We start from the raw sequence: 26,629 nt of genomic DNA, 5'->3' as shown, positions 1-26,629 counted from the left end.
GAAGGTGAGAGCCGTACCATCTTTCAGGCTGACCGGTCCGACACGAGGGGGGCGAGGGTGACCGAGGTCCAAGTACCACACACCCACGACCGGGTCGAGCTTCGAGATCTTGCCGCGCGCGCGAGCGAAGGCGATCGGACAGCTCTGAACGACCTGCTCACCAGGGTGCGTGCCGTGGCCCACCGCTATGTGCGGTCGAGGCTGTGGACCTATCCGGGCGGCGCCGACATGGTCGACGACGTCGCGCAGGAGGTTTGTGTCGCGGTGTTCGGCGCTCTCGGCCGGTACCGCGACGAGGGGAGGCCCTTCGAGGCTTTCGTCTACGGCATCGCGGCCCGCAAGGTCGCCGATGCCCAGCGTGCGTTCGCGGTGGCCGACGTTTCGACGCCGGACCTGCCGGACGGCGCGGACGAGTCACCGACGCCGGAGGAGCACGCGGTCCGGCATTCGGAGGTCCAGCACATCATGGGGCTGCTGGACAAGTTGCCGGAGAAGCTGCGGGAGATCCTGCGGCTCCGGGTGGTAGCGGGGATGTCAGCCGAGGAGACCGGCCGGGCACTGGGGATGACACCGGGGGCGGTGAGGGTCGCACAACATCGAGCGTTGAACACGCTCAGGGGGTTTGTGGGGCATGAGGCACAGCTGGAACGAGGAGCAGGGGAGGGGCATCATGGCTGACCGTTTCGACCTCGACGCGATCGACGCTGATGACGCACTACTCGACCTGCTGGCCGCTGGTGGGGAGACCGCGCTCGGCGCGGGAGAGCACGACCCGGCCGTCAAGCTGCTGGCCGAGCTACGGCTCGCGGTGGAGGTCGAGGACGAGCTCCCGGTCGAGACGATCGACGACCCGGAGAGCTTCCTGGCGCGCTGCGCGGCTCTGAACCCGGTGACGGACCCGTTCGCCCGCAAGGTGGCGGCCCGCGGTCTGGCACTCGGTGTCGCCGCCGTGGCCGCGCTGTCGGTCTCCGGAGTGGCCGCCGCGGTCACCGGCGACCCGTTGTCGCCGTACGAGAAGGTCATCGAGAAGATGGTCGACGCGGTCCGCCCGCAGACCAGCTTCCCGAAGGAACAGCTCGACGGTATGCCGGTGGTCGACAAGACCAAGATCGTCAAGGTCGCCAAGGACTACCAGAAGAAGCAGGAAGAGAAGGCCGCCGAGGAGAAGGCGAAGTCCGACGAGACCGTCGCGGCCGACCAGCTCCCGCAGGCGACCACCGACGTGAACCCGCCGCTGGCCCGGCCGCTCCCGAAGGAGCTGCCGAGCATCATCCAGCAGCCGGTGGCGCCGCCGACCACGCAGACGACGCAGCCGCCGGACCAGACGGGCGACGGCAAGACCGACGAGCCGGGCTCCGACCCGACGGACCCGCCCACGTCGGACCCGACACAGGACCCGACCACGGATCCGACCCAGGACCCGACGACGGACCCGACTACGCCGCCGCCGACGGACCCGACGACGCCGCCGGCCACGGAGCCGACCGACCCGCCGTCGACCCCGCCGGCCAACGGCGAGACCGGCACGGACACCGGCAGCCCGACGGCGCCGCCGAGCGGCGACACCGGCACGGGCTCCAGCGACTCGAGCACCGGCGGCGACGCCGGTTCGGGCAGCGGCAGCCAGACGGCCCCGGGCGACACGAACCCGGCGCCCGATCAGCCTGGTGACGAGCAGAAGCCGAGCGCCGACCAGCCGCCTGGCGACGACGCGCCCGGTGACGACCAGACGCCTGCGGGCGGCGGCCTGACCGGCCTGCTGGAGAAGGTCCTGCCGGTGCTGCCGACCCCGTCCGGGGTCGTGGCCGAGCTGAAGAGTGCCGAGACGTTCTTCAGCGGCACCACGGACGCGAAGCACTCCAGCGGCGAGGTCGCGACCGGTTCCGTGAAGGTGGACTACGCCAAGGGCAAGCACTCCACCGGCCAGTACGCCGAGGGCAGGCACGCCGCCATCGAGCGCACCCACGGCTCGCTGGAGGACAAGACCGTGCTGCAGATCCTGGGCGTGGTCAACAAGCGGACGAACTGACCCGCACACCACCCCGCCGCCGGTCCGCGGCGGGGGTGGTGTGACCGGGCGGTTCGGGGGACTCGTGCGGCGCGGCTAGGATGGGGTTCCGATCTCGCCGTGCAAAGGTGCCTGTTTCCCCCATGGACATCACACCCGCTGGAGTTCCCGACAAGTTCGCAGTCCTCGGCCTCACCTTCGACGACGTGCTGCTGCAGCCCAACGAGTCCGACGTCATCCCGTCCGAAGCGAGCACCCGGTCCCGGGTCAGCCGCAACATCGAGGTGAACATCCCGCTGCTGTCCAGCGCGATGGACACCGTCACCGAGGCACGGATGGCGATCGCCATGGCCCGCCAGGGCGGCCTCGGTGTCCTGCACCGCAACCTCTCGATCGAGGACCAGGCCCAGCAGGTCGACCTGGTCAAGCGTTCCGAATCCGGCATGATCGCGCAGCCGATCACCATCGGCCCCGACGCCAGCATCGGCGAGGCCGACGCGCTCTGCGCGCAGTACCGGATCTCCGGCGTCCCGGTGGTGGACAACGCCGGCGTACTCGTCGGCATCGTGACGAACCGCGACATGCGGTTCGAGAACGACCTGTCCCGGCCGGTGCGCGAGGTGATGACCAAGCAGCCGCTGATCACCGGCAAGCAGGGCATCTCCGCCGACGACGCGATGGCGCTGCTCAGCAAGCACAAGGTGGAGAAGCTGCCGCTGGTCGACGACGCCGGCAAGCTGACCGGCCTGATCACGCTGAAGGACTTCGTCAAGCGCGACAAGTTCCCGCTGTCCACCAAGGACGGCTCCGGCCGGTTGATGGTCGGCGCCGCGATCGGCTTCTTCGGCGAGGCGTACAAGCGCGCGATGACGCTGGTCGAGGCGGGTGTCGACGTACTCGTCGTGGACACCGCGCACGGTCACTCGCAGGCGCAGCTGGAGATCATCCGCAGGCTCAAGGCGGACTCGGCGACCCGCGGCGTGGACATTGTCGGCGGCAACGTCGGCACCCGCGAGGGCGCCGCGGCTCTGGTCGAGGCCGGCGCGGACGGCGTCAAGGTCGGCGTCGGACCGGGCTCGATCTGTACGACGCGTGTCGTGTCGGGCGTCGGGGTTCCGCAGGTCACCGCGATCTACGAGGCATCGCTGGCGTGCAAGCCGGCCGGCGTACCGGTGATCGGGGACGGCGGCCTGCAGTACTCCGGTGACATCGCCAAGGCGCTCGTCGCCGGCGCGGACACCGTGATGCTGGGCTCGCTGCTGGCCGGTTGCGAGGAGTCGCCGGGCGACCTGGTCTTCATCAACGGCAAGCAGTTCAAGGCCTACCGCGGAATGGGTTCGCTCGGCGCGATGTCGTCGGCCGGCGGCCTGCGCAAGTCCTACTCCAAGGACCGCTACTTCCAGAGCGACGTCGGCAGCGACGAGAAGCTCATCGCCGAAGGCGTCGAGGGCCAGGTCCCCTACCGCGGCCCGCTGGCCGCCGTAGCGCACCAGCTCATCGGCGGCCTCCGCCAGTCGATGTTCTACTGCGGCTCCCGCACCGTCCCGGAGCTCCAGGAGAAGGGCCGCTTCGTCCGCATCACCTCAGCCGGCCTCCAGGAGTCCCACCCCCACGACATCCAGATGACAGTCGAAGCCCCCAACTACTCCGGCCACTGACCACCTCCGAACTGCCCCGCACAACCTGTGCGGGGCAGTTCTTCGTCCACTGACCCTCCAGCCAGTTAACCTCCGGTGACTCTGCGTACCGGATGGCTGGGGCTTCATGGTTCTGCTGATGCTGGCCGCCACGCTGTACGGCGTCCTCCAACTCCTCGTCCTCGCCTGGCCCACCCGCACAATCCGCCTTCCGACAGCACTCCTGACCGTCGCGGTCGGTGTCTACGCATGTGGAGCACTGGGGCTGGTGCTCGAGCTCCTCGTGGCGCGGGGCCTCGCGGCCGGCTCTGACCTGCAGTTGTCGGATGCGATCAGGCAGGCGAGCTACACGATCGATCCGACCATCGAAGAGCTGGTCAAGATCGTGCCGCTGCTCCTGATCGGCATCAACGTCCGCTCGCGTCTCCAGCACGGTCTCACCGACTACGTCGTCCTCGGCGCCGCCCTGGGTGCAGGCTTCGGCTTGCTCGAAGCCGTCGGCCGCTTCGGGACTGACTCTGACCAGGCCATTCCGATCTCGGGCGGCGGCTGGATCCTGCCGGGCTTCAGCTCGCCGTACATCCCAGGAATCAAGCAGGTCCTCTCGACGGCGTTCCCGGCCCCGGCCGGCTCGCTCGACGTTTCCGACCTGATGAAGCTCGGGTCCCTCTCGTCCGGCACGAGCATCCACCTGGCGTGGTCGGCGCTCGCGGCCCTGGGCATTGGGCTCCTGCTCCGGGGACGACGGTGGGCCAAGCTGTTCGGTCTACTTCCGATCGGCGTCGCCTGTGGCCTGCACACCTTGCACAATTACGTCGCGGTCAACTCGAAGTCGTCGGCCGAGCCGTTCAACAGCGCGCTGGAGAATGTCCTCTGGCTCGTGCCTCTCGTCGGACTCGCGATCGCGATGGCCCTTGACCTGAGGACCTTGCACCGGGCCAGGTCCGTCGTACGCGGAGCGCTGCTCCCTGGTGGTCGACTCGCCGTACTCCGCTTCAGCCTGACCGCCCTCCCGTGGAGCGGCTGGGTCGCGTCGCGCTTCATCCTCGTACGCCGATCGCTGTGGTATCTCGCCGCTCGAACCACACCTGCCACGGCCGAGCCGCTCCGTGGCGTCGTCAGCGAGATCGTCACCGAGATGCAAGCAGCGGGGGATCGTCAGGCCTGGCGCGGCCTCCACGTCCGGCAGACCCTCCTCGCGGCCATCAGGTGGAAACGCCGAGCACTACTGGCCATCGTCTGGCTGGCTCTGATGATCCCAGCCCTGCTACTCGCGATTGTCGGATCCTTCCCGTCCAGAGCAGGTCTCCAGCAATCGCTCGCCACCGGCGCTGGCGCCAAGGTGATGCTCGGGTCCGCAGCCGTTGCCCTTCTCTGGATCCTCTGGCGACTTATCGCGGGTTTGTTCGAAGTACGCCGTACCGCCAAGTCACCCCTCGGCGACCTGATCGCCGCAGCCCGTCTCCGCGTCCTGGTGGCCCTAGGTGCACTCTGCATCGGCACCCTCCTCCTCTACCTCCGGCTCACCGGCACCGAACCCGACGACCACCTCGCCGTCAACGCCCATCTCCTGGACGCCCTGGACGACGTACTCCTGATCGTCGGCTTCACCCTGACCGTCCTGGCCCTCTTCGCCCTCTTCCCACCTGGCGCCCTGGCCCTCGCCACCGGCGGCATCATCACCACCGCCATCACCACCGAAGCCGCCACCGCCCTAGGCCTCTCCGGCATCCTCCTCATGACCGCCGGCGCCCGAGGCCGGACCACCACGGGCAGTTCCAGTGGATCGTCTCGACAACCTGAGAGCGAGCCGCGCGGGCTCGAGCAGCAGCCGCCGGCCGAGATGCCTGTCGTTGCCGACGGCAAGCTCCAGGACATCGTCAAGAACCTCTACAAAGGGACCTCCAATCCGAAACGGACGGGTGATGGCACCACAATGGACGCCGTACGGAACGAGCTCCTGACCGGTCGACGGACCCATTGGACGCGTCACATCCAGAAGGCTGAGCAGACCAAGAGGGACCTGGCGAACTGGGTCGAGCGGCATCCTGATGCTTCCGCCCGTGACATCAGGATCGCCCGGGCTCTGATGAAGCGATTGACCAACGCACTGAATACGAAGAGGCCGAACTGATGTCCGAAGCCGAGGATGCACTGGAACAGCGACTGTATGCGGCGGTGCCGAGTCTCCGCCCTGAAATGGAGTTGTTTCGGCAGACCAACGCTGAGGAGTACGCCGAACTTGGACTCGGAGCGCCGGACCTCCAAGGATTCCTGCAGGATCTCGCGCTGGACTGCGGACGACGTGCGATGGAGGGCCCTCCTGAGGACGTCGCGACCATGCGTCACCTCTTCGCATTCCTCGAGTCGGAGCTCGGTCACGATCCTGAGATCGACGAGTTGATCGAAACGACCTTCGTAGCGAATCTTCCGGAGCCGGATGGCAGATACGCGGGCGTTCTTGAGCTCCTCGAGCCCCGGCTCCGAGCGGCTCGCCTGCGTCGGTTCCAAGCAGACATCCAGTCGGTGCCTGCGGCTACGGTGGACTTTCTCTATCGGCTGGGTGACGCCGTCCCAGGACTCCGTAGTCGAGTCGTATCGCATGCTGAGGAACACCGGGGGCGCCCGCTGCCGCACGCGTTCATGGGCGAGATCGTGTTGGAGGCTGCCGACCTCGTCGCCTCCGGGCGTGGTCAGGTCGTGCGGCCGCTTGTCGACTTCCTGGAAACGGAGTACGGCGCGGATGCGGATGTCGACAACGTGATCGCGGTCTCGTTCGTCGAAATGCTGCCGAACCCAGGCGACCGCGGCGCCGAGATTGAAAGCCTCCTCGGTCCCAAGTTGCGAGCGGAGCTGGAACGGCAGCGCAGCTGGCCTGACCCGCCGCCTGAGCCGACCGCGTGAGACCGGACCTGGAGGGGTTGTTCGTACACGGATGTTCGAAGGGCCGGTCACCTGGGGGTTCGGGGGCGTCCTGACCTGGGGTGGAGCGGCCGGTAGGCTGCGGGCATGACCGAGATCGAGATCGGCCGCGCGAAGCGGGGGCGGCAGGCGTACGCGTTCGACGACATCGCGATCGTGCCGTCGCGGCGGACGCGGGACCCCGAGGAGGTCTCGGTGGCCTGGCAGATCGACGCCTACCGGTTCGAGTTGCCGATCCTGGCCGCGCCGATGGACTCGGTGATGTCGCCGGCCAGCGCGATCGCGATCGGCAAGGCCGGCGGTCTCGGCGTACTCAACCTCGAAGGCCTCTGGACCCGGTACGAGGACCCGACCAGCCTGCTCGAGGAGATCACGTCGATCAGCCTGGAGCAGGCGACCACCCGGTTGCAGGAGATCTACTCGGCGCCGATCAAGCCCGAGCTGATCTCGCAGCGGGTGCAGGAGATCCGCGACTCCGGCGTCACCGTCGCCGGCGCGCTGTCGCCCCAGCGGACCAAGCAGTTCGCCAAGCATGTCGTGGACGCCGGCGTCGACCTGTTCGTCATCCGCGGTACGACGGTCTCCGCCGAGCATGTGTCAGGCCAGGCGGAGCCGCTGAACCTGAAGCAGTTCATCTACGACCTCGACGTACCGGTGATCGTGGGCGGGTGCGCGACGCACCAGGCAGCGTTGCACCTGATGCGGACCGGGGCGGCGGGCGTACTGGTCGGCTTCGGTGGCGGTGCGGCGCACACCACGCGCAAGGTGCTCGGTGTCGCCGTGCCGATGGCGTCGGCGGTGGCTGACGTCGCGGCCGCGCGGCGCGACTACATGGACGAGTCCGGTGGTCGCTACGTGCACGTGATCGCCGACGGGTCGGTCGGCCGGTCCGGCGACGTGGCGAAGGCGATCGCCTGTGGTGCCGACGCGGTCATGGTCGGTTCGCCGTTGGCCCGGGCGAGCGACGCACCGGGCGGCGGCTTCCACTGGGGTGCCGAGGCCTGGCACGCGGACCTGCCCCGCGGCGAGCGGGTCGAGGTCGGCGTCACCGGGACGCTCGAGCAGATCCTGTTCGGCCCGTCCTGGGTCCCGGACGGCACGATGAACCTGGTCGGCGCGCTCAAGCGCGCGATGGCCACCACCGGCTACACGGAGCTCAAGGAGTTCCAGCGGGTCGAGGTCGTCGTCGGTTGAGTACGGGCGTCCTGCTCCTGCACGGATCCAGCGGTACGCCGGACCTGGAGCGCGCCCGGATCCTCGAGGCCGAGGGGTACGACGTACTGGCGCCGCAGTGGTTCGACGGACCGATCAGCGAGATCCCGCTGGAGTCGTTCCCGCTGGACGAGCTGGCGGCCCGCAACGACCGGCTGGTCGTGATGGGTATGTCCCGCGGCGCGGAGGCAGCGCTGCTGCTCGGTGCGCGTGACGAACGGATCGACGCGGTGATCGGGTTGTCGCCGAGCGCCTACGTCTGGGGATGGTCCCAAGCCGGGACGCTCACGTCCGCGTGGACCTGGCAGGGCGAACCGCTGCCGTTCGTGCCGTACGACCCGGACTGGAAGGCGGACGACGACCCGCCGAGCTTCGTCGGCTGGTACCGGCAGAGCCTCGAGCGGTACGCCGCCGAAGCGGAAGCGGCCCGGATCCCGGTGGAACGGATCCGGGGCGAGGTGCTGCTGGTCGCGGGCGGGGACGACAAGGTCTGGCCGTCGGTGGAGTTCGCCGAGCAGATCGCGAGGTCGCGCGGCGAACTCGGTACGCGCACCGTGTTCGCGGCGCGAGCCGGGCACCGGCCGCTGTTCCCCGGCGAGCAGGCCAAGACCGGCGGGCACCGGATGGCCCGCGGTGGAACGGCCGAGGCCGACCGCCAACTCGGAGCCCTCGCCTGGCCCGAGATCCGGAGAACGCTCGCCGGGTAGGCCGACGTGCGTCGGGTGCTCGTTGGTTGTCGAGTTCTGGAAGGATTGCCGCATGGGATTGTTCAGCCGACGGAGCAGCCAGGACGCAGACAACGTTGCCCTCGCCGCCGCGCGGGCCAGACTCTCCGCAGACGACGTGGACCAGGTGCGCTTCCTGATCACCACGAAGAAGACGGTGCACGCGGTCAAACTGATCCGGGACCGAACCGGCCTGGACCTGAAGGCGGCCAAGGAACTCGTCGACGACATCCGCCTCGGCCGGTACGTGCCGCCCACCACCGGGACGCCGCTCGTCCGCAGGCCGGGCACGAACCTGGCCGAGCGCACCCGCGCCCTCAAGGCCGCGGGTGAACTCCACCAGGCGACTGCGCTGGTCGTCTCCGAGACAGGCATGACCGAAGTCGAAGCCGGCCTGTTCGTCGGCGCCCTGAAGACCGAGGTCCAGGACAGCTAGCCCTTCACATAGGACAGCTTCTCCGCCACCTTCCCGTCCCGCAGGCGCAGTACGTCGACCCCGCGCACATGACCGCGCTCACCGGACGCCTCCCGCCACGAGTACCGCCACCGCACCACGGCACGATTGCCGAGAACCACCGTCTCCTCGGTCTCGAACCGCGGATCCTCGGTCCCGGCGAACAGCTTCTCCCACTCCGCCCGTACGGCGGCCGCCCCCTCGAACCGCGCGCCATCCGGCGACGGCGAGGTGGACTCGAACACACAGTCGTCGGTCACGAGCGCCATCACCGCCTCCAGGTCCTGCCGGTCGAACGCCGCACCGAAGCGAGCGATGGCGCCGCCTGCCGTCGACCAGCGCGGATCGCGCCCGAACGCGCCGATCAGTACGTCGGCCGGCTCGGTGAACCCCTCGACCCGGTCGGCGATCGCGCCGGACGAGCGGTAGATGTCCTCGCGCTCCGCGAACCAGGCGGCGACCTCGTCGACCGCCTCGGCATCGAGTTGAGCGTCCGTACCGAGCGCCGCGGCCAGATCCCAGCCGTGGACGAGGTAGTCGGCGGCCAGTTGGCGCAGGTACTCCGACGAATCCTCCTCGCCGTACGAGAGGTGCACCTTGTCGATCGGCCGGTTCGCGGCGCTCTTGGCGGCGCGGGCGGCAGCGGTGGCGGCCGCGACGGGATCGTCGCCGAGCAGGTCGCCGTCGAGCGAGTCGCCGACCTCGGCGATCGTCTGGCCTTCCATCAGCGGTACGGTCCAGCGCGCCTCACCGACGACGTGGTTGACCAGTGTTCGCACGTCCCAGTCCTCGCACGGCGTCGGCGCGGTCCACTGATCCGGCCCGACCTCATTGACCAGCCGGACGAAGTTGTCGGTCGTCCGCCGGTGCAGTTCCACCACATCCATGACCATCTCCCCCTTTGCGTACTCCGTGACGGAGCACTAAGCGTCAGCGTCCGCCCGGGGAGATGGGCCGTCAATGACCCGGCGGTTACCGGCCCAGCTGGAGTTGCTCGGCGGCGTCGTGGGCGTGCTGGGAGGCCATCAGGTCGCCGGTGGCGGCGAGCAGGTCGCCGTGATGCCGGTAGCAGGAGCCGGCCAGGTCCTTCATCACGGTGTCGTCGTCGGTGAACGGGATGAGCGCCGTCGCGACCTCCGCGCACCAGCCGGCCAGGTCGAGAGCCATCTCGCTCCGGCCCGCCTGGTGGTAGGCCGCCGAGATGTCGAGCAGCACCTTCGCCCAGATCGGCGCATAGGTGCTTGTCTCGTACCGCATCCGATGCGACTCGCGCTCTGACGAGATCGCGAACAGGTAATGCGACTCCAGGCCCAGCGTCAGCGCCGCGTCCACATCCTGAAGCAGCAACGGCCCGACCAGCTCAGCCAGCTCACTCGCGCGTACGGCGGCCGACTCGGGATCGGTCCGCCCGGACACCGTCGCCAGCGTCATCCCCGGCGCAGGCTCGCTCAGCGCCACCAGCCGGTGGTACTGCTCGAACGGCCCGAGCTTGATCTCCGCGTTCTCCAGCGCCGAGACCAGGTTCAGCGGGAGACCACGGTCCAGCTCCTCGGTCACTCGCGCGGCCGTCTCCGCGTCGGTGTCGAACGCCGTCCGCAGGCAGGCCTCGCCGTCCATGATCCGGCCGACGACGCCGAGGTGCTTGCCCTTCCGCGTCAGCGCGGCGACGAGCGTGCGCAGGTCCGTCGCCGACTCGGAGTCGGCGAGGGTGTCGGCCGTGGTCAGGCCGATCTCGTCCGCCTCGAGCGCGAGGTCGAGCCTGCCCTCCGCGGCGTGCACGTCGGCCGAGACCGCGGTCGCCGAGCAGAGGTACCGCGCGTACGACAGTGACTGCGGGCTGTCGTTGATCTGGTCGGCCAGCTGCAGGAACAGCTGGGTCGCCGCGTCGGCCGAGGCGACCGCGAGCGCGGGATCGCCGTACCGTCGCAGGATCAGCGCGTTCATCGCGAGCACCCGGGCGAAGTCCGGCTGGTACTTCGGCCCGTCCGGGCCGCTGACCAGCTGCCCGTACGCGATCACCGCGCCGTCCATCTCCAGTACGGCGGTCGCGCCGTGACCGCGATGCGCCTGGGTCATCGCCCGCCGCGCGCGTACGTCGGCCAGGAACGACGTCGCGTCCAGGACGCCGGCGTCACTGAGCTCGGTGTAGCCGAGTTGGGCCTCGTGCAAGGCGGCAAGCGCTTCCTCGTGCCGGCCGGATGCGTTCAGGGAGCCGGCCAACTCGTACTGCGTCGCCGCCATCAGGTGCTTGGCCTCGTAGTGGTCCGGGTGTTCCCCGGCCCGCTCCCTGGCCAGCTCGATGACGCGTTGCTGATACGGCCCGGCCTCGTCGGCGCGGCCCTCCTCGATCAGCAACTGGGCAGTCTGCAGAGCCTCGCCGAGCTCGTCCTCAGGAGGCGTCCAAAGCCCCCCGCTGTCAACCATTTTGACGTTCCACCCCTTCGCAGGTTCAACGGATCACCCTACTGGTCGATGCACGTGCAGATGCAGGGCAGACACGAGGGAATTCCCTAGGGCTGACATGGCTATTACCGGCAGGTAGCCTGGATCAATGAGCGAGCAGACCTCGATTCCGGCGGATCCCGAGCTCGATCCGACCGCGTCGTACGCGACCGATCAGTCGGTCATCCGGCGGCTTTCGGGGCTGCTGCGGGCCACCGCCGGTACCCGGACGTCGTACGCCCCGGCGACCGGTCAGCCGATCGCGGATCTGCCCGTGTCTGCCCCGGACGACGTGGAAGCCGCGGTCCGGTCGGCGCGGAAGACCCAGCAGACCTGGCAGCGGGTGCCGTTGGCCGAGCGGGCCGCGATCCTGCTGAGGTACCACGATCTGGTCCTCGACCACCGGCACGAGCTGGTGGATCTGGTGATCCGTGAGTCGGGCAAGGCGCGCAAGCAGGCGTTCGAGGAGGTCGCGCATGTCGCGCTGACCGCTCGGTACTACGGGCGCAAGGCGGCCGAGCTGCTCGAGCCGCAGCGCAAGCTGGGCATGTTCCCGGTCCTGACCCGGGCCGAGCAGCGGTTCGTGCCGAAGGGTGTCGTCGGCATCATCTCGCCGTGGAACTACCCGCTCAGCATGGCGATGGCCGATGGTCTGCCGGCGGTGCTCGCGGGCAACACCGTCGTCCACAAGCCGGACAGCCAGACCCCGCTGACCGCGCTCCGGGCGATCGAGCTGCTCTACGAGGCGGGTCTGCCGCGGGAGGCATGGCAGCCGGTCAACGGTGACGGCCCGACCGTCGGCGGCGCGATCATCCAGAACACCGACTACATCTGTTTCACCGGCTCGACCAAGACCGGCCGGCTGGTGGCCCGGCAGGCGGGCGAGCGGCTGATCGGCTGCAGCCTCGAGCTCGGTGGCAAGAACCCCATGCTCGTACTGCGTGATGCCGACGTGCACCGTGCGGCCGACGGCGCGGTCCGGGCGTGCTTCGCCAGCGCCGGGCAGCTGTGCGTCTCGATGGAGCGCCTCTACGTCGCCGACCAGGTGTACGACGCGTTCGTGACGGCGTTCCTGGACCGGGTGAAGAAGATCCGGCTGTCCGCGGGGACCGGCTGGGACGTCGACATGGGCTCGCTCATCTCGAAGGCTCAGCTGGAGACCGTGACCCGGCACGTCGAGGACGCGCGGGCCAAGGGCGCCGTCGTACTGGCCGGTGGCAAGGCGCGGCCGGACATCGGCCCGCTGTTCTACGAGCCGACCGTGCTGTCCGGGGTGACGCCGGAGATGCAGTGCTTCGACAACGAGACCTTCGGCCCGGTGGTGTCGATCTACCGGTTCTCCGACGAGTCCGAGGCGATCCAGCGCGCGAACGAGGGCGAGTACGGCCTGAACGCGAGCGTCTGGACCCGGGACGGCAAGCGTGGCCGCGCGGTCGCGGCCCAGTTGACGGCCGGCTCGGTCAACGTGAACGAGGGCTACGCGGCGACGTTCGGCTCGATCGACACCCCGATGGGCGGCATGCGGTCCTCCGGGCTCGGGCGCCGCCAGGGCGTCGAGGGCATCCGCCGGTACGTCGACCCGCAGGCGATCGCGACCCAGCGGGTCCTGCCGATCGCGGCCTCGCACGGGCTGTCCGACCAGACGTACGCCGAACTGATGACCGGCGCTCTGCGCGTGCTGAAGAAACTGGGCCGTGCATGAGCTTCGACTACGACGTCCTGATCATCGGTTCGGGCTTCGGCGGCAGCGTCAGCGCGCTGCGGCTGACCGAGAAGGGCTACAAGGTCGCCGTACTCGAAGCCGGCGCGCGGTTCGACGATGCCGGGTTCGCGAAGAACTCGTGGGACACGAAGCGGTTCCTGTTCGCGCCGCAGCTCGGCTGGTACGGCATCCAGCGGATCAGCGCGCTCCGCGACGTGATCATCCTGTCCGGAGCCGGCGTCGGCGGCGGCAGCCTGGTCTACGCCAACACGCTGTACGAGCCGCTGCCGGCGTTCTACACCGACCGCCAGTGGGCGCACATCACCGACTGGAAGGCCGAGCTCGCGCCGTACTACGACCAGGCGAAGCGGATGCTCGGCGTCACCACCTACCCGGGTTTCACCCCGGCCGACCAGGTGATGAAGCAGGTCGCCGACGACATGGGCGTGGGCGAGACGTTCCACCCGACCCCGGTCGGTGTCTTCTTCGGCGAGCCCGGCGTCGAGGTCGACGACCCGTACTTCGGTGGTGCGGGCCCGCGGCGTACCGGCTGTATCGACTGCGGCGAGTGCATGACCGGCTGCCGGCACAACGCGAAGAACACGCTGACCAAGAACTACCTCTACCTCGCCGAGAAGGCCGGCGCCGTGGTCCATCCGATGACCACGGCGACCTCGGTCGAGCCGCTTCCCGGTGGTGGGTACGCCGTCGACGTACGGCGTACCTCGCATCGCAAGCAGACCAAGCGATTCACGGCCGAGCAGGTGGTGTTCGCCGCGTCGGCCCTGGGTACGGCGAAACTGCTGCACCGGCTGCGTGACGAGGGCAAACTGCCGCGGCTGTCCGACCGGCTCGGTGTGCTCACCCGGACCAACTCGGAGTCGTTGCTGGGGGCAATCGCGAGGGACCGTGACGTCGACTACAGCCGTGGCGTCGCGATCACGTCGTCGTTCCACCCGGACGACATCACCCACATCGAACCGGTCCGGTACGGCAAGGGCAGCAACGTGATGTCGCTGCTGCAGACCGTGCTGACCGACGGCGACGGCGACCGGCCGCGCTGGCGGACCTGGTTGCGCGAGCTCCGCGTGCAGCGGAAGAACATCCGCCGGCTGTACGACCTGAAGCACTGGTCGGAGCGGACCGTGATCGCGCTGGTGATGCAGACCGCGGACAACTCGATCACCACGTTCGGCAAGCGGGACCGGCTGGGCCGGTGGCGCCTGACCTCGAAGCAGGGCCACGGCGCTCCGAACCCGTCGTGGATCCCGGTCGCGAACCAGGTGGTCCGGCGGATGGCGAAGCTGATGCGCGGTACGCCGGGCGGCACCATCGGCGAACCGTTCAATGTGCCGATGACCGCGCACTTCATCGGCGGCTGCGCGATCGGCGACTCCGCGGTGACCGGCGTGGTCGACCCGTACCACCGGGTCTACGGGTACGACGGCCTGCACATCCTGGACGGGTCGGCGATCTCGGCGAACCTGGGCGTCAACCCGTCGCTGACGATCACCGCCCAGGCGGAGCGGGCGCTGGCGTTCTGGCCGAACAAGGGTGAGGACGACGCCCGGCCGGCCCCCGGATCGGCGTACCAGCGGATCCAGCCGGTGCGGCCGGCGCATCCCGTCGTACCGGCCGATGCGCCCGGGGCCCTGCGGTTGCCGATCGTCCCGAAGCAGTCTGTGACGGAGTCGTAACGTAACGACAATACTTCGGACAGTGATCAGGTGAAATGAGAAAACCTCAGCACTTGTGTGGCTGCTGAGGTTTGTGGGGCATTTCTGAAAAGGCCCGGAAAAGGGAGCAGGTCCCTCGGGAACGTTTCCGCCCAAATCGTTTCCCGAGGGACCCACTCAAGCCGGGGTGAGGCGCCCGGCGCTTTGGGATCGGGTCACCAACCACAGCTGGCGACCCGAGCTCTTGGTACCCCACTCTACATCCGATTCCAGGAGTTTCGAGCTGTCGCGAGTGGTTGTGACCACTCTGCGTGCTGATCGTAATGATCAGCTTTTCGTCGCTGCCTGTAATCGAGTGGCGGTCTTCCTTGCGGTAACCGCCTCTGTACACATCAACGAGCCCTTCTACAGGGGGTTACGAGGTTCTGGAGAAAAATCCAAAAAGTTTCCCCGGGTGTGCGGAGAGTGGCTGAGTCAGGTCGCCCCCAGGTGTTTCACGTGACGCCCACCGCAGTGCCGACGTACTCGGCTGTCCTACTGTGAGCCGACCGTTCGATGAGGCAGGGAGAACCATGGGCGACATCCTGGACGTGGCACGTGAGCAGGTTCTGGAACAGGGCGTCGGACTGAGCCAGGAACAACTGGTCGAGGTTCTCCGGTCGCCCGACGACCGGCTGCCCGAGCTGCTCGCACTCGCCCACGACGTACGGGTGAAGTGGTGCGGCGAGGAGGTCGAGGTCGAGGGCATCATCTCGCTGAAGACCGGCGGCTGCCCGGAGGACTGTCACTTCTGCTCGCAGTCCGGTCAGTTCACCTCGCCGGTGCGCTCGGTCTGGCTGAACATCCCGGAGCTGGTCGAGGCGGCCAAGGAGACCGCGAAGACCGGTGCGACCGAGTTCTGCATCGTGGCCGCCGTCCGCGGCCCGGACGAGCGGCTGATGTCGCAGGTGAAGGCCGGCATCGAGGCGATCAACGCCGAGGTCGACATCAACATCGCCTGCTCGCTCGGCATGCTGACGCAGGAGCAGGTGGACGAGCTCAAGGCGATGGGCGTCCACCGCTACAACCACAACCTCGAGTCGGCCCGCTCGTACTTCGGTGACGTCGTCACCACCCACTCCTTCGAGGAGCGCTGGGACACCTGCCAGATGATCAGGGACTCCGGCATGGAGCTGTGCTGCGGCGGGCTGGTCGGGATGGGCGAGACGCTGGAGCAGCGCGCCGAGCTGGCCGCGCAGCTGGCCGAGCTGGACCCGCACGAGGTGCCGCTGAACTTCCTCAACCCGCGCCCGGGGACGCCGTTCGGCGACATGGAGGTGATGGCCGGCAAGGACGCGCTGCGGACCATCGCCGCGTTCCGGCTCGCGATGCCGCGCACGGTCCTGCGGTACGCCGGTGGCCGCGAGCTGACCCTGGGAGACCTCGGCACCCGCGACGGTCTGCTCGGCGGGATCAACGCCGTCATCGTCGGCAACTACCTGACCACGCTGGGCCGCCCGGCGACCGCGGACCTCGACCTGCTGGCCGAGCTCAAGATGCCGGTCAAAGAGCTCCAGAAGACGCTATGACCACGCTCGTCTACTGCGGTCGCTGCGGCCGCGAGGCCGCTGACGGAGACCACGACGCCTGCCGCCAAGCGCTGACACTGGAGCCACCGCGGTACTGCGACCAGTGCCGCCGTCGCATGATCGTCCAGGTCCACCCGATGGGCTGGACCGCGAAGTGCTCGGTGCACGGTGAGGTCTCGTCCTGATGTCCGGCATGTTGGCGCGTGACGCGGAGCTGCTGTGGCATCCGTACTCCTCACTCAGTGCTCCGTCACCGGTGCGGATGGTCCGGGGCGCGTCCGGCGTACGTCTGCAACTGGACGACGGGGACGGTGGCAGCGTCGAGGCGATCGATGCGATGGCGTCCTGGTGGTGCATGATCCACGGCTACCGCAACCCGGTGCTGGACGCGGCCGTGAAGAGCCAGGTGGACGACTTCAGCCACGTGATGTTCGGCGGGCTGACCCACGAGCCGGCGATCCGGCTGGCCGACCGGCTGGTGGAGATCAGCCCCGAACCGTTGCGGCACGTCTTCTTCTGCGACTCGGGCTCGGTGTCGGTCGAGGTCGCGATCAAGCTCGCGCTCCAGTACCAGGTTGCCCGAGGCAACAACGGCCGGACCCGGATGCTGACGGTCCGCGGCGGGTACCACGGCGACACGTTCGCGCCGATGAGCGTGTGCGACCCGGTGAACGGGATGCACTCGCTGTTCACCGGTGCACTGAAGGAGCAGGTGTTCGGCCCGCAGCCGCCGGCCGGTTTCGACCGCCCGGACGACGATCCGGAGTTCCTTGCCTGGGCGTCTTCCGTGTCGGCGTTGGCGGAGCGGCACGCTGCTGAGATCGCCGGCATCATCGTCGAGCCGATCCTGCAGGGCGCGGGCGGCATGTACCCCTACAGCCCGGCCTGTCTGCGCGTACTGCGGGAGATCGCGGACCGGCACGGGTTCCTGCTGATCCTGGACGAGATCGCCACCGGATTCGGCCGGACCGGCACGCTCTTCGCCTCCGAGCACGCGGGCATCGACCCGGACATCCTCTGCGTCGGCAAGGCACTGACCGGCGGTTACCTGTCGCTGGCCGCCACTTTGTGTACAACGGACGTCGCGCACACGGTGTCGAACGGACCCGGCGGTGCGCTGATGCACGGCCCGACCTTCATGGCGAACCCCCTGGCATGCTCGGCCGCCCTCGCGTCGATCGACCTCCTGCTGTCCCAGGACTGGGCCGGCCGCGTCGCTCAGATCTCGGCAGGGTTGTCAGCGGGGCTCGCACCGGCGGCGTCGTTGCCCGGGGTCAAGGACGTCCGCGTGATCGGCGCGGTCGGCGTCGTACAACTGGGTGGGCCGGTCGACTTGCCGCGGATGACCGAGGCGGCGCTTCGGCGTGGGGTGTGGGTGCGGCCGTTCCGCGATCTCGTCTACACGATGCCGCCGTACGTCTGCACCGACGAGGAGATCGCCACCATTGCGGCGGCGATCACCGGGGCCGTGGAGGAGGTCGGCTGATGCTCGAGGACTGGCTCGGCCCCAAAGCGGCCGCGTTGGAGGCTCGCGGTCTGACCCGCCGGCTCCGGGTTCGCGCGGCCGACGAGCGGCTGATCGATCTTGCCGGCAACGACTACCTCGGCCTGGCGTCCGATCCGCGTGTGATCGAGGCCGCGGCCGACGCCGTCTGCCACTGGGGGACCGGATCCACCGCGTCCCGCTTGGTCACTGGTACGACGGCCCTGCACGAGGAACTCGAGTCGTCGCTGGCGGCGTACGTCGGCCAGGAGACGGCACTCGTGTTCTCCTCGGGCTATCTCGCCAACCTCGGTGTGGTCACGGCGCTCGGTGGGCCAGGGACGCTCGTGGTGTCGGACGATCACGTGCATGCGTCGCTCATCGACGGGAGCCGGTTGTCGCGGTCGCGGGTCGAGGTCGTTCCGCACAACGACGTGGACGCGGTCGGCAAGGTGCTTGCTGAGCGCAACGAACCGCATGCGCTGGTGCTGACGGAGTCGGTCTTCAGCGTGCTGAGCGACGAGGCGCCGTTGGTCGAGTTGGCCGCGGTTGCCCGCGAGCAGGACGCCGTACTGCTGGTGGACGAGGCGCATGGGCTCGGGGTGACCGGTGGCGGTCGTGGTTCGGTGCATGCCGCGGGGCTGGCTGGTCTGGAGCATGTGATCGTCACGATGACGCTGTCCAAGGCGCTGGCCGCGCAGGGAGGCGTCGTGCTTGGGCCCGCTCTTCTTCGCGATCATCTGATCAACCGGTCGCGTCCCTTCATCTACGACACGGGTCTGAATCCGGCGGCGTGTGCTGCTGCTCTTGCTGCTCTGCGGGTGCTTCAGGACGAACCCGAGCGGCCCTCCGCGATCCACTCCGCAGCGGCTCGGTTGGCGTCGGCTTGTGGTGTGCCGCCTTCATCCGGTGCGGTCGTCTCGGTCCCGATGCCTGGTCCGCGTGAGGCGGTCCGTGCTGCCGAGCTCTGTCTGGACAACGGCGTACGCGTCGGAAGCTTTCGTCCGCCGACCGTCCCCGACGGGATCAGCCGCCTCCGCCTCACTGCCCACGCAGGCTTGTCCGACGAAGACCTGGACCACGCCTGCGCCGTCATCCTCGCCGCGATCGGCCAGGTCTCATGATCATCCTCATCACAGGCACAGACACAGAAGTAGGCAAAACCATCGCGACCGCCGCCCTGGCTGCCAGGGCTACTGGGCCTGTCGCGGTGGTCAAGCCGGCTCAGACCGGTGTTGGGCCGGATGAGCCGGGCGACCTGGCTGAGGTCCGCCGGCTGACCGGGCTCACCGAGTTGCACGAGGGTGTCCGCCTGCGCGATCCGCTCGCTCCCACAACAGCGGCCCGCCGCGCACAAGTGCCCCTCCCATCGGTGGAGTCGCAGGCCAAGTCCATCGACGACCTCGCCACGACTTGGGACACCGTTCTGGTGGAAGGAGCCGGTGGGCTTCTGGTCGGGCTCGACGATGCGGGCCATGACCTCGCCGACCTGGCTTCCCACCTCACCAGGCCATTCACGTTTGTGGTGGTTGCTCGCTCGGGTCTGGGCACGCTGAACCACACCGGTCTGACCGTCGAGGCGCTCCGGAGCCGCGGGCTTCCCATTGAGGGGCTGATCATCGGGTCCTGGCCTGCGGAGCCTGACCTGGCTGAGCAGTGCAACCTGGAGGACCTTCCGGTGACCACCGGGGTGCCAGTGATCGGGCGGATTCCGGTCGGCGCGGGGCGACTGGACCGGAAGGCGTTCACGGCCGCTGCGCCCGGCTGGTTCGGATGAGCGGTTGCCCGGCGCGGTACGACGAGGGGCTCGGATACTGGGTTGTCGACGATCCGGCTGAGGCGCGTGAGGTGCTGCTGGATCCGGCGACGTTCCGGCCGGACAACGCCGTACTGGCTCACAGACCGTTGTCCGTGAAGGCGTTGCGGGTGCTGTCGGCGGTCGGGTTCGCGTTGCCGCCGACGTTGGCCAACAACGCGGGGGAGTCACACCGCCTGATCCGGGCCGCGGTGGCCCGCTTCTTCAGCCCGGCACGAGTGGCCGCCGTCGAGCCTCTCGCCCGAGAGCTGACGGCTGCACGGGTGGCTGCTGCGACCAGAGCCCTCGCTGACGGTGAGCACGTGGATCTCGTGCAGGCGGTCGCGGCGGAGCCGCCGGCGCTGGTTGTGCTCGAAATGCTTAGGTTGGCGGATGTCGACGTACCGGCGTTGAAGGCGTGGAGTCTGGATTCGCTCGAGCTGTTCTGGGGCTGGCCCGACGAGGATCGGCAGTTGGAACTCGCGCACAGTGCCGCGGAGTTCTACGGCTGGCTGCGGAAGCGGGTCGCTCAGGCGACTGAGGACGACCTGTTCGGCGTACTGGTTGGGCTGGGGCTGAGCGACGAGGAGGTGTGCGCGGTCGCGTACTTCCTGCTCATCGCGGGCCAGGAGACCACCACCCAACTGATCTCCACTGCCTTCCACCGCACTATCGGCAGGCGTTCGGCAGATGGTGTGGAGGAGGTGCTGCGGGAGGCCTCGTCGGTGCCGACCTGGCGGCGGGTCACCTCCAGGCCCGCGGTGATCGGTGACGTTGAGGTCCCGGCGGGAGCGCCGGTGCTGCTGGGGTTGACGGGACATGGTGGGCCGGCCGATCTGGCGTTCGGGATCGGGATCCACCGCTGCCTGGGGGCCGGGCTGGCTCGGCTGGAGGCGAGGGTGGCGCTGGAGTGTGCGGCGGACCTGCTGGCGACCGTCAGGCTGGTGGAGGAGCCGCCGATGATCGAGCTGCTGTCGTTCCGCGCGCCGAAACGGTTGCTGGTCGGATTACAGCCCGGCTGACCTGCACCGATACCCTTTGCAGGTGACTGAGCATGAGTTGGTCCTGGTCGTCGACTTCGGGGCGCAGTACGCGCAGTTGATCGCGCGCCGGGTCCGCGAGGCCAAGGTGTACTCCGAGATCGTGCCGCACTCGATGCCGGTCGAGGAGATGCTGGCGCGGGGGCCGAAGGCGATCATCCTGTCCGGCGGTCCGCAGTCGGTGTACGCCGAGGGCGCGCCGCGGGTCGAGTCCGGGCTGTTCGAGGCCGGCGTACCGGCGTTCGGGATCTGCTACGGCTTCCAGGCGATGGCGCAGACGCTCGGCGGCGAGGTGCGCCGGACCGGGCTACGCGAGTTCGGTCGTACGCCGGTGACGGTGAGTTCGGCCGGGACCCTGCTGGCCGGGATTCCCGAGGACCTCAACGTCTGGATGTCCCACGGTGACGCGGTGCACGCGCCGCCCGCCGGTTTCGCCGTACTCGCGGCCTCCGGCGGCGCGCCGGTGGCGGCGTTCGAGGACCTGGACCGGCGGCTGGCCGGCGTGCAGTGGCACCCGGAGGTGCTGCACTCGCAGGCCGGGCAGGCGGTGCTGGAGCACTTCCTCTACGACATCGCGGGCTGCTCGGGCGACTGGACCACCACGAACGTCGTCGACGAGCAGGTCGAGCTGATCCGCCAGCAGGTCGGCGACAAGCAGGTGCTGTGCGCGCTGTCCGGCGGTGTCGACTCCGCGGTCGCCGCGGCCCTGGTGCACAAGGCGATCGGCGACCAGTTGACCTGCGTGTACGTCGACCACGGCCTCCAGCGGTCGGGTGAGTCGGAGCAGATCGAGAAGGACTTCGTCGCCGCGACCGGGATCCGGCTCGAGGTGGTCGACGCCGAGGACCAGTTCCTGTCCGCGCTGGCCGGCGTGACCGACCCGGAGCAGAAGCGGAAGATCGTCGGCCGCGAGTTCATCCGGACCTTCGAGGCGACCGCGCGCAAGGTGGACGCCGAGCGGCACATCGAGTTCCTGGTCCAGGGCACGCTCTACCCGGACGTGGTCGAGTCCGGCGGCGGCGCGGGTGCGGCGAACATCAAGTCGCACCACAACGTCGGCGGTCTGCCCGACGACCTGCAGTTCAGCCTGATCGAGCCGCTGCGGACGCTGTTCAAGGACGAGGTCCGCGAGCTCGGCCTGGCGGTCGGGCTGCCCGAGACCATGGTCTACCGGCACCCGTTCCCGGGCCCCGGCCTGAGCATCCGGATCATCGGCGAGGTCACCAAGGAGCGGCTGGACATCCTGCGCGCCGCCGACCTGATCGCCCGCACCGAGCTGACCGCGGCCGGCCTCGACCGCGACATCTGGCAGTTCCCGGTGGTGCTGCTGGCCGACGTTCGCTCGGTCGGTGTCCAGGGCGACGGCCGGACCTACGGCCACCCCGTCGTACTGCGTCCCGTCACCAGTGAGGACGCGATGACGGCCGACTGGGCGCGGCTGCCGTACGACGTACTGGAGCGGATCTCGACCCGGATCACCAACGAGGTCGACGAGATCAACCGCGTCACCGTCGACATCACCAGCAAGCCACCAGGCACCATCGAGTGGGAGTGACCCCGGAGGATCACTCCCAGCCCCACGCCTACTGCGCGGCACTCGGCACCTGCTCGGGACGCCATCGAGTGGGAGTGACCCTCCGCCCGCAAATACTGGCGCGATGAGTGAAGGGGTGGGAGATCCGCGTCTGGCGGCCGAGGGTGAACTGAGCCTGGCTCGGCTGGCGCTGGACGACAACGAGGTCGGTCACGCGGCCGACCACGTGGCGAACGCGCTGGCGACGGCACCGTCGCTGCCGGACGCGCATGCAGTCCTGGCGACCTTGCTGACCCATCCCGAGGGCGGCGTCGACCTGTGGACGCTGGACGGCGACGTGTACCTCGGCACTGCGGTGGCGCGGGCGCACGCGCTCGCCTTCCGCGGTCAGTACGCAGAAGCCCTCAGCCTGCTGGTCTCGGTCCAAGGGCACGAACCGGGCATGGCCTGGGCCGACGTGCCGTGGGTGCTCGACTCCGAACTGGCCGCCAAACTCGATCCGGACGAGCTGCTGAACGTGTTCATCCAGCTGCTCAAGGCCGTCCCCGATCCTTGCCCGGAGGAGCTGGCTCCAGCATTCGCGCCGTACGTTCAACTCGTGCGGAACCTGGTCGCCGCGCATCCGGGCTCCGGGAACCTGCTCTGGCTGGCGTCGGTCCTGACCCGGCGACTCGGATCGCTCGACGAGGCAACGTCGTACGCGATCGAGTCGGAACGGGTCGAACCGACCGACCGCGCGGCCATCGCGGTCGGCTACGCCCTGCGGAGCCAGGGTCGCACCGACGAGGCGCTCGCCGCGCTGGAACGCGCGCTCGCCTATCAGCCCGGCAACGTCGCGGTGTACGCCGACATCGCCGGGATGCTGGGCGATGCGGGCCGGCTGGACGAGGGGATCTCGTGGGCCGAACGGAGCCTCGCGATCGACCCGGTCCACGACTGTTCGTTGGTCGAGCGGCACAGTCTGCTGTTCCGGCGGGACGGTGCTGTCGACGATCTCGTCGCGATCGCCGACCTGCTCCGCTCGGCGGAGCCCGGCAGCCACGAGAAGCAGCACGCCGCGGGCGAGCTGACCGACCGGTCACGGCAGGTCTGGCTCGGCGGCATCCCGGACCCGACCGAGGCTGTCATCAACGTCCTCGACCAAATGCTGGCGCAGGGTGCCTCTGCTCAAGGCGCAACGCTGGCTGTGTCCGCGATCGAGCCGCCGAGTGCGTTGCTCGCCTTCGGCCTGGCCGTGCCGGGCTCCGAGGTGACGGTCAGCGAGATCCTTCCGCCGGATCCGCGACTCCCGGTGTCTCTGCAGGGCTCTCAGTGCCGACCGGTCGAGACCGTCGTCTGGCAGTACGACGGCAGCGTCGCGCGACCCGCGGTCGCTCCGCCAAGTGCGGAGGGCGCTGCGGCGGTCGCCCGCGTGGCCGACTTCGGTGAGTCGTCCGGCGTCAGGGCTCGTTCAGGATGGGCGAGCGTACCGGCTGCATACGACCATGCGGTGTTGTTGGCGAGCACTCCGCTGGAAGACCTGCTCGGTGTCTTGGTGCATCCGCCGGCGTCGCCGACCGGAGCGCCGGGCGACTGGGCGGGGTGGATCCGGACTGTGCAGACGTGGGCCTGTCTGGGGATCGCGCATCACCGGACCGACCAGCCGTGGGCGGAGTCGGTTCGGCGACAGGTTTTGGCTGACCTCGCTTACGGGCCGGAGGACTGGATCACCGAATCGGCTCTGTTCGCGTTGGCGACCACTGCTTGGGTCGATCCGTCAGCGCGGGCTGACGTCGCCGAGTTGATGGGCTGGCGTTTGCTGGCAGCGGTCGAGGCGCAGCGGGAGCGGCCGGTGACGATCCTGGGATCGCTGGCGACCGTCACGCTGGCCACGCCTGGTCTCAACCCGGACGTGGCGGGTCTGGCCCGCGACATCCTCACCGCGGACGACGACGTTCCTGAAGAGCGGCCCGCGGAACCTCCCAAGAAACGTAGGGGCATCTTCCGCCGCCGCTGAACCTCGGCGCTGACTCAGCTCTCGAGGGCTGTCGCTTGGATGCCGTCCAGGAGGCGGTCGAGGCCGTAACGATACGACTCGGTCGCCGCCTCGCGGGTCGTGCCCTGGTAGCCGTTCGCATTCCAGATCGCCGTCATCGCGGGGTGCTGATCGACGTCGAAGTACGTCTCCCAGAGGTCGTTGCGCTCGTACCACCAGGCGTCGTTCGTCTGGCCGGTCGACTGCTCGATCAGTTCACTCTCCGCCTCCAGCCCAGCGGCCGAGTCGACGTACGTCGTGATGGCGAGCGCGGCCAGGTTGGTCCCGCGGGGTGTGAGTCCGATCTCGAGCAGCGCGGACAGCAGGTACTCGCGGCCGGCTAGCATGCCCGGGCCCACCGGCGGGCGGATCGTGGACACCTGCGACAGCCAGGGGTGGCGCTGGAACATCGCTCGCGTCTGGTCTGAGTAGATCTCCACCTGGTCGCGCCAGTCGTGCGGCCTGGGCGCGCCGGGGCCCGGGAGCTCACGTTCACCGAGCACCTGGTCGACCATCAGGTCGAGCAACTCCTCCTTGGACGGCACGTACGTGTAGAGCGTCATCGTGCCGACGCCGAGCTCCTTCGCGACCCCACCCATCGACGCGGCGGCCAGACCTTGTGTGTCCGCCAGCCGGATCGCCGCCGCGACGACGCCGTTGACGTCGAGCGACGGCCGTCGTCCGGCGCCGCGTCCGCGAAGGACGGTCGGCTGCTTGTCCGCGGCGGGGTTGCGGTGGTTCCGCCACAGCAGCGCCAGGGTCCGCTCTGGCTGTCCCTCACCGCTTCGCCGCTCCGTCACAGGCCAACCATAGGCGCTCGGCACAATTCCCGTATACCCTACGGAAATTAGGTTCCGAGGGTGAGGAGAACGGCATGACCATCCTGGTGACTGGCGCGACCGGGAGTGTGGGGCGGCTGCTGGTGGACGAGCTGGTGACGGCCGGCGCTCCGGTGCGGGCGCTCACCAACCACCCGGAGCGGGCGGCGCTGCCCGACGGGGTCGAGATCGCCCACGGGTACCTGGGGAAGCCGGCGACCTTGCCTGCCGCGCTGGCTGGTGTCGACACCGTGTACCTCGCGCCGCTTCCGGCGTACGTGGACGACTTCGTCCGGTGCGCGCAGGACGCCGGCGTACGGCGGGTCGTCGTACTGTCCGGCGAACCTGCGGAGTACGAGGCGCAGGGGGATCCGTCGACGTGGCACTACTACCGGATCGAGCGCGCGATCGAGGCCGGCGGCTTCGAGTGGACCTTCCTGCGGCCGGGCCAGTTCATGAACAACACGCTCGACTGGGCTGAGTCGATCAAGACCTCAGGTGTGGTCCGGACGCCGTACGCCGGTGCGGTGCAGACACCGATCGACCTCGGCGACATCGCCGCGGTGGCGCGCGTCGTACTCCTCGACGAGACCTTCACCGGCCAGAAGCTGATGATGAGCGGACCCGAAGGTCTGACCGCACCCGAGCAGGTCGAGCACATCGCCGCGGCGATCGGCCGAGAACTGAAGTACGAGGAGCTGACCCCTCAGGCCTACCTCGATCGCCTCGCTCCGCTGATCGGCCTCGAGACAGCCCAGTGGCTACTGGACGGCTTCCGCATGATGGCCGAGCACCCCATGACCCCCGAGCCCACAGTCCCTCAAATCCTCGGCCGCCCCGCCCTGCCCTACCGAGAATGGGCCCGCGCAAACGCCAACACCTTCCGCTGAAGCTCTACGCGATGGCTGCTACACCGTGGAGTACACGCATGTGGGTCCTCAGCAAGGGGTGGCGGCGTGCAGTTGGACAGGTGGTGTCGGACCGTCCGCAGTGCAGCTGAGCGCTCGTATGTCCTTGTGTACGGTGTATCGCAGGTGCACTACCTGTCGGTCTGCACACCGTTGGCCGGCGGGCGGATCATGAAGACGTCGATCGGGTCCTCGGATTCCAGGACGAATCCGTGGCGTTCGTAGAGGCGACGCGCATCGCTGCCCTGCAGGACGTTCAAGGCCACGGTCACGCCCTGGGCGTCGGCTTCGTCAAGTGCTGCGCGCAAGACGGCGGACCCAAGGCCTCGCCCCTGAAGTCGCGGTGCCAGGTAGAAGTGCTCCAGCCACAGCCGACCTTCGGCAGGCCGGAGCGTGATGCATCCTGCGAGCTCTCCGTCGACCATGATGACCGACGTGTGCTGCTTGGAGAACGAGTCACGGAACCGCTGCCGAACACGGTGCTCGTCGTAGCGCCCCAGGCGTTCCAGGTCCGGGCGCATCACCTCGGCCCGCAACTCCGCGATCACCTCGATGTCCTCCACCACCGCAGGCCGCACTAGCCATCCGGCGCCGTCCGCCGATGCGCTCCGCCCAGGCAGCACGTCCGACCGCACTCCGACCCCCATCGCCTCACCATCCACCGCCGAAGTATCTCAATCGGCCCGCGCCG

23 protein-coding genes are annotated in these 26,629 nt (G+C 68.9%); 19 read left to right on the top strand and 4 right to left on the bottom strand.

Going from position 1 to position 26,629, the window contains the following annotated elements:
- Positions 1–57 precede the first annotated feature (57 nt).
- The 8 genes from shbA to ACGFH6_RS03480 all read left to right on the top strand — a co-directional run bounded on the left by shbA (position 58) and on the right by ACGFH6_RS03480 (position 8,940).
- Positions 58–678 (top strand): RNA polymerase sigma factor ShbA, encoded by a 621-nt coding sequence (gene shbA, locus ACGFH6_RS03515; protein WP_131360831.1) that lies wholly within the window; start codon positions 58–60, stop codon positions 676–678.
- Entirely contained in the window at positions 671–2,029 is a 1,359-nt protein-coding gene (locus ACGFH6_RS03510; protein WP_393380138.1) for a hypothetical protein, read from the top strand. Before shbA ends, ACGFH6_RS03510 begins: the two co-directional genes overlap by 8 nt.
- A 122-nt stretch (positions 2,030–2,151) precedes the next feature.
- Complete coding sequence (guaB, locus tag ACGFH6_RS03505) at positions 2,152–3,666, top strand: IMP dehydrogenase (protein WP_393380136.1); 1,515 nt, start codon at positions 2,152–2,154, stop codon at positions 3,664–3,666.
- A 106-nt stretch (positions 3,667–3,772) separates the two neighbouring features.
- Positions 3,773–5,779, top strand: a complete 2,007-nt coding sequence (locus ACGFH6_RS03500; protein ID WP_393380135.1) for a hypothetical protein — start codon at positions 3,773–3,775, stop codon at positions 5,777–5,779.
- Positions 5,779–6,549 carry a hypothetical protein gene (locus ACGFH6_RS03495; RefSeq protein WP_393380133.1) on the top strand — a complete coding sequence of 257 codons (771 nt, stop codon included), beginning with the start codon at positions 5,779–5,781 and terminating at the stop codon, positions 6,547–6,549. The genes ACGFH6_RS03500 and ACGFH6_RS03495 overlap by 1 nt, the downstream gene beginning before the upstream one ends.
- A 105-nt stretch (positions 6,550–6,654) precedes the next feature.
- On the top strand, positions 6,655–7,761 hold the full coding sequence (locus tag ACGFH6_RS03490; protein WP_393380131.1) for a GuaB3 family IMP dehydrogenase-related protein: 1,107 nt from the start codon (positions 6,655–6,657) through the stop codon (positions 7,759–7,761).
- Positions 7,758–8,486 carry an alpha/beta fold hydrolase gene (locus ACGFH6_RS03485; RefSeq protein ID WP_393380129.1) on the top strand — a complete coding sequence of 243 codons (729 nt, stop codon included), beginning with the start codon at positions 7,758–7,760 and terminating at the stop codon, positions 8,484–8,486. The genes ACGFH6_RS03490 and ACGFH6_RS03485 overlap by 4 nt, the downstream gene beginning before the upstream one ends.
- Positions 8,487–8,538: 52 nt before the next feature.
- Positions 8,539–8,940, top strand: a complete 402-nt coding sequence (locus tag ACGFH6_RS03480; protein WP_393380128.1) for a hypothetical protein — start codon at positions 8,539–8,541, stop codon at positions 8,938–8,940.
- Here the strand turns inward: ACGFH6_RS03480 and ACGFH6_RS03475 are convergent.
- Positions 8,937–9,845, bottom strand: a complete 909-nt coding sequence (locus ACGFH6_RS03475) for a TIGR03086 family metal-binding protein (RefSeq protein WP_393380126.1) — start codon at positions 9,843–9,845, stop codon at positions 8,937–8,939. The genes ACGFH6_RS03480 and ACGFH6_RS03475 overlap by 4 nt on opposite strands.
- An 85-nt stretch (positions 9,846–9,930) precedes the next feature.
- The gene (locus ACGFH6_RS03470; protein ID WP_393380125.1) at positions 9,931–11,382 is read right to left on the bottom strand and encodes a hypothetical protein; all 1,452 of its coding nucleotides are present in this window, start codon (positions 11,380–11,382) and stop codon (positions 9,931–9,933) included.
- A gap of 127 nt (positions 11,383–11,509) precedes the next feature.
- Here ACGFH6_RS03470 and ACGFH6_RS03465 point away from each other — a divergent pair, with 127 nt between their 5' ends.
- From ACGFH6_RS03465 to ACGFH6_RS03420, 10 genes are all read left to right on the top strand, one after another.
- On the top strand, positions 11,510–13,102 hold the full coding sequence (locus ACGFH6_RS03465) for a succinic semialdehyde dehydrogenase (RefSeq protein ID WP_393380124.1): 1,593 nt from the start codon (positions 11,510–11,512) through the stop codon (positions 13,100–13,102).
- On the top strand, positions 13,099–14,799 hold the full coding sequence (locus tag ACGFH6_RS03460) for a GMC family oxidoreductase N-terminal domain-containing protein (RefSeq protein ID WP_393380122.1): 1,701 nt from the start codon (positions 13,099–13,101) through the stop codon (positions 14,797–14,799). The genes ACGFH6_RS03465 and ACGFH6_RS03460 overlap by 4 nt, the downstream gene beginning before the upstream one ends.
- A gap of 551 nt (positions 14,800–15,350) precedes the next feature.
- Positions 15,351–16,346: a biotin synthase BioB gene (bioB, locus tag ACGFH6_RS03455; RefSeq protein ID WP_393380121.1), complete on the top strand. Its 996-nt coding sequence runs from the start codon at positions 15,351–15,353 to the stop codon at positions 16,344–16,346.
- The gene (locus ACGFH6_RS03450) at positions 16,343–16,531 is read left to right on the top strand and encodes a hypothetical protein (protein ID WP_393380119.1); all 189 of its coding nucleotides are present in this window, start codon (positions 16,343–16,345) and stop codon (positions 16,529–16,531) included. Before bioB ends, ACGFH6_RS03450 begins: the two co-directional genes overlap by 4 nt.
- A complete protein-coding gene (locus tag ACGFH6_RS03445; RefSeq protein ID WP_393380118.1) occupies positions 16,531–17,832 on the top strand; it encodes an adenosylmethionine--8-amino-7-oxononanoate transaminase in 1,302 nt (433 codons plus the stop codon). Before ACGFH6_RS03450 ends, ACGFH6_RS03445 begins: the two co-directional genes overlap by 1 nt.
- Positions 17,832–18,953, top strand: a complete 1,122-nt coding sequence (locus ACGFH6_RS03440; RefSeq protein ID WP_393380116.1) for an 8-amino-7-oxononanoate synthase — start codon at positions 17,832–17,834, stop codon at positions 18,951–18,953. Before ACGFH6_RS03445 ends, ACGFH6_RS03440 begins: the two co-directional genes overlap by 1 nt.
- Positions 18,950–19,606, top strand: a complete 657-nt coding sequence (gene bioD, locus ACGFH6_RS03435; protein WP_393380114.1) for a dethiobiotin synthase — start codon at positions 18,950–18,952, stop codon at positions 19,604–19,606. Before ACGFH6_RS03440 ends, bioD begins: the two co-directional genes overlap by 4 nt.
- Positions 19,603–20,646: a hypothetical protein gene (locus ACGFH6_RS03430; protein ID WP_393380113.1), complete on the top strand. Its 1,044-nt coding sequence runs from the start codon at positions 19,603–19,605 to the stop codon at positions 20,644–20,646. Before bioD ends, ACGFH6_RS03430 begins: the two co-directional genes overlap by 4 nt.
- Positions 20,647–20,668: 22 nt before the next feature.
- Positions 20,669–22,219 carry a glutamine-hydrolyzing GMP synthase gene (gene guaA / locus ACGFH6_RS03425; protein WP_393380111.1) on the top strand — a complete coding sequence of 517 codons (1,551 nt, stop codon included), beginning with the start codon at positions 20,669–20,671 and terminating at the stop codon, positions 22,217–22,219.
- 103 nt (positions 22,220–22,322) lie between these two features.
- Complete coding sequence (locus tag ACGFH6_RS03420) at positions 22,323–24,194, top strand: tetratricopeptide repeat protein (protein ID WP_393380109.1); 1,872 nt, start codon at positions 22,323–22,325, stop codon at positions 24,192–24,194.
- 14 nt (positions 24,195–24,208) lie between these two features.
- Here the strand turns inward: ACGFH6_RS03420 and ACGFH6_RS03415 are convergent, their stop codons facing one another.
- A complete protein-coding gene (locus ACGFH6_RS03415; RefSeq protein ID WP_393380108.1) occupies positions 24,209–25,012 on the bottom strand; it encodes a TetR/AcrR family transcriptional regulator in 804 nt (267 codons plus the stop codon).
- 74 nt (positions 25,013–25,086) lie between these two features.
- On the opposite strand from ACGFH6_RS03415, the gene ACGFH6_RS03410 reads away from it, so the two are divergent.
- Entirely contained in the window at positions 25,087–25,920 is an 834-nt protein-coding gene (locus ACGFH6_RS03410; RefSeq protein WP_393380107.1) for an SDR family oxidoreductase, read from the top strand.
- A gap of 149 nt (positions 25,921–26,069) precedes the next feature.
- Here ACGFH6_RS03410 and ACGFH6_RS03405 read toward each other — a convergent pair whose 3' ends face one another.
- The gene (locus ACGFH6_RS03405; RefSeq protein WP_393380105.1) at positions 26,070–26,600 is read right to left on the bottom strand and encodes a GNAT family N-acetyltransferase; all 531 of its coding nucleotides are present in this window, start codon (positions 26,598–26,600) and stop codon (positions 26,070–26,072) included.
- Between the last annotated feature and the right edge of the window lie 29 nt (positions 26,601–26,629).

Source organism: Kribbella sp. NPDC049227, assembly GCF_043197265.1.
Classification (GTDB): Bacteria; Actinomycetota; Actinomycetes; order Propionibacteriales; family Kribbellaceae; genus Kribbella.
Note: the sequence above shows the minus strand (reverse complement) of the source record. Positions and strands in the feature narration are given on the sequence as shown.

Bases quoted from the DNA above. Each gene is read 5' to 3' on its own strand.
- ACGFH6_RS03470 (WP_393380125.1), bottom strand. From the start codon at position 11,382: ATGGTTGACAGCGGGGGGCTTTGGACGCCTCCTGAGGACGAGCTCGGC.
- ACGFH6_RS03420 (WP_393380109.1), top strand. From the start codon at position 22,323: ATGAGTGAAGGGGTGGGAGATCCGCGTCTGGCGGCCGAGGGTGAACTG.
- ACGFH6_RS03500 (WP_393380135.1), top strand. From the start codon at position 3,773: ATGGTTCTGCTGATGCTGGCCGCCACGCTGTACGGCGTCCTCCAACTC.
- ACGFH6_RS03495 (WP_393380133.1), top strand. From the start codon at position 5,779: ATGTCCGAAGCCGAGGATGCACTGGAACAGCGACTGTATGCGGCGGTG.
- bioB (WP_393380121.1), top strand. From the start codon at position 15,351: ATGGGCGACATCCTGGACGTGGCACGTGAGCAGGTTCTGGAACAGGGC.
- ACGFH6_RS03460 (WP_393380122.1), top strand. From the start codon at position 13,099: ATGAGCTTCGACTACGACGTCCTGATCATCGGTTCGGGCTTCGGCGGC.
- bioD (WP_393380114.1), top strand. From the start codon at position 18,950: ATGATCATCCTCATCACAGGCACAGACACAGAAGTAGGCAAAACCATC.
- ACGFH6_RS03410 (WP_393380107.1), top strand. From the start codon at position 25,087: ATGACCATCCTGGTGACTGGCGCGACCGGGAGTGTGGGGCGGCTGCTG.
- ACGFH6_RS03440 (WP_393380116.1), top strand. From the start codon at position 17,832: ATGCTCGAGGACTGGCTCGGCCCCAAAGCGGCCGCGTTGGAGGCTCGC.
- ACGFH6_RS03445 (WP_393380118.1), top strand. From the start codon at position 16,531: ATGTCCGGCATGTTGGCGCGTGACGCGGAGCTGCTGTGGCATCCGTAC.
- ACGFH6_RS03430 (WP_393380113.1), top strand. From the start codon at position 19,603: ATGAGCGGTTGCCCGGCGCGGTACGACGAGGGGCTCGGATACTGGGTT.
- guaB (WP_393380136.1), top strand. From the start codon at position 2,152: ATGGACATCACACCCGCTGGAGTTCCCGACAAGTTCGCAGTCCTCGGC.
- ACGFH6_RS03510 (WP_393380138.1), top strand. From the start codon at position 671: ATGGCTGACCGTTTCGACCTCGACGCGATCGACGCTGATGACGCACTA.
- ACGFH6_RS03475 (WP_393380126.1), bottom strand. From the start codon at position 9,845: ATGGATGTGGTGGAACTGCACCGGCGGACGACCGACAACTTCGTCCGG.
- ACGFH6_RS03465 (WP_393380124.1), top strand. From the start codon at position 11,510: ATGAGCGAGCAGACCTCGATTCCGGCGGATCCCGAGCTCGATCCGACC.
- ACGFH6_RS03490 (WP_393380131.1), top strand. From the start codon at position 6,655: ATGACCGAGATCGAGATCGGCCGCGCGAAGCGGGGGCGGCAGGCGTAC.
- ACGFH6_RS03480 (WP_393380128.1), top strand. From the start codon at position 8,539: ATGGGATTGTTCAGCCGACGGAGCAGCCAGGACGCAGACAACGTTGCC.
- ACGFH6_RS03450 (WP_393380119.1), top strand. From the start codon at position 16,343: ATGACCACGCTCGTCTACTGCGGTCGCTGCGGCCGCGAGGCCGCTGAC.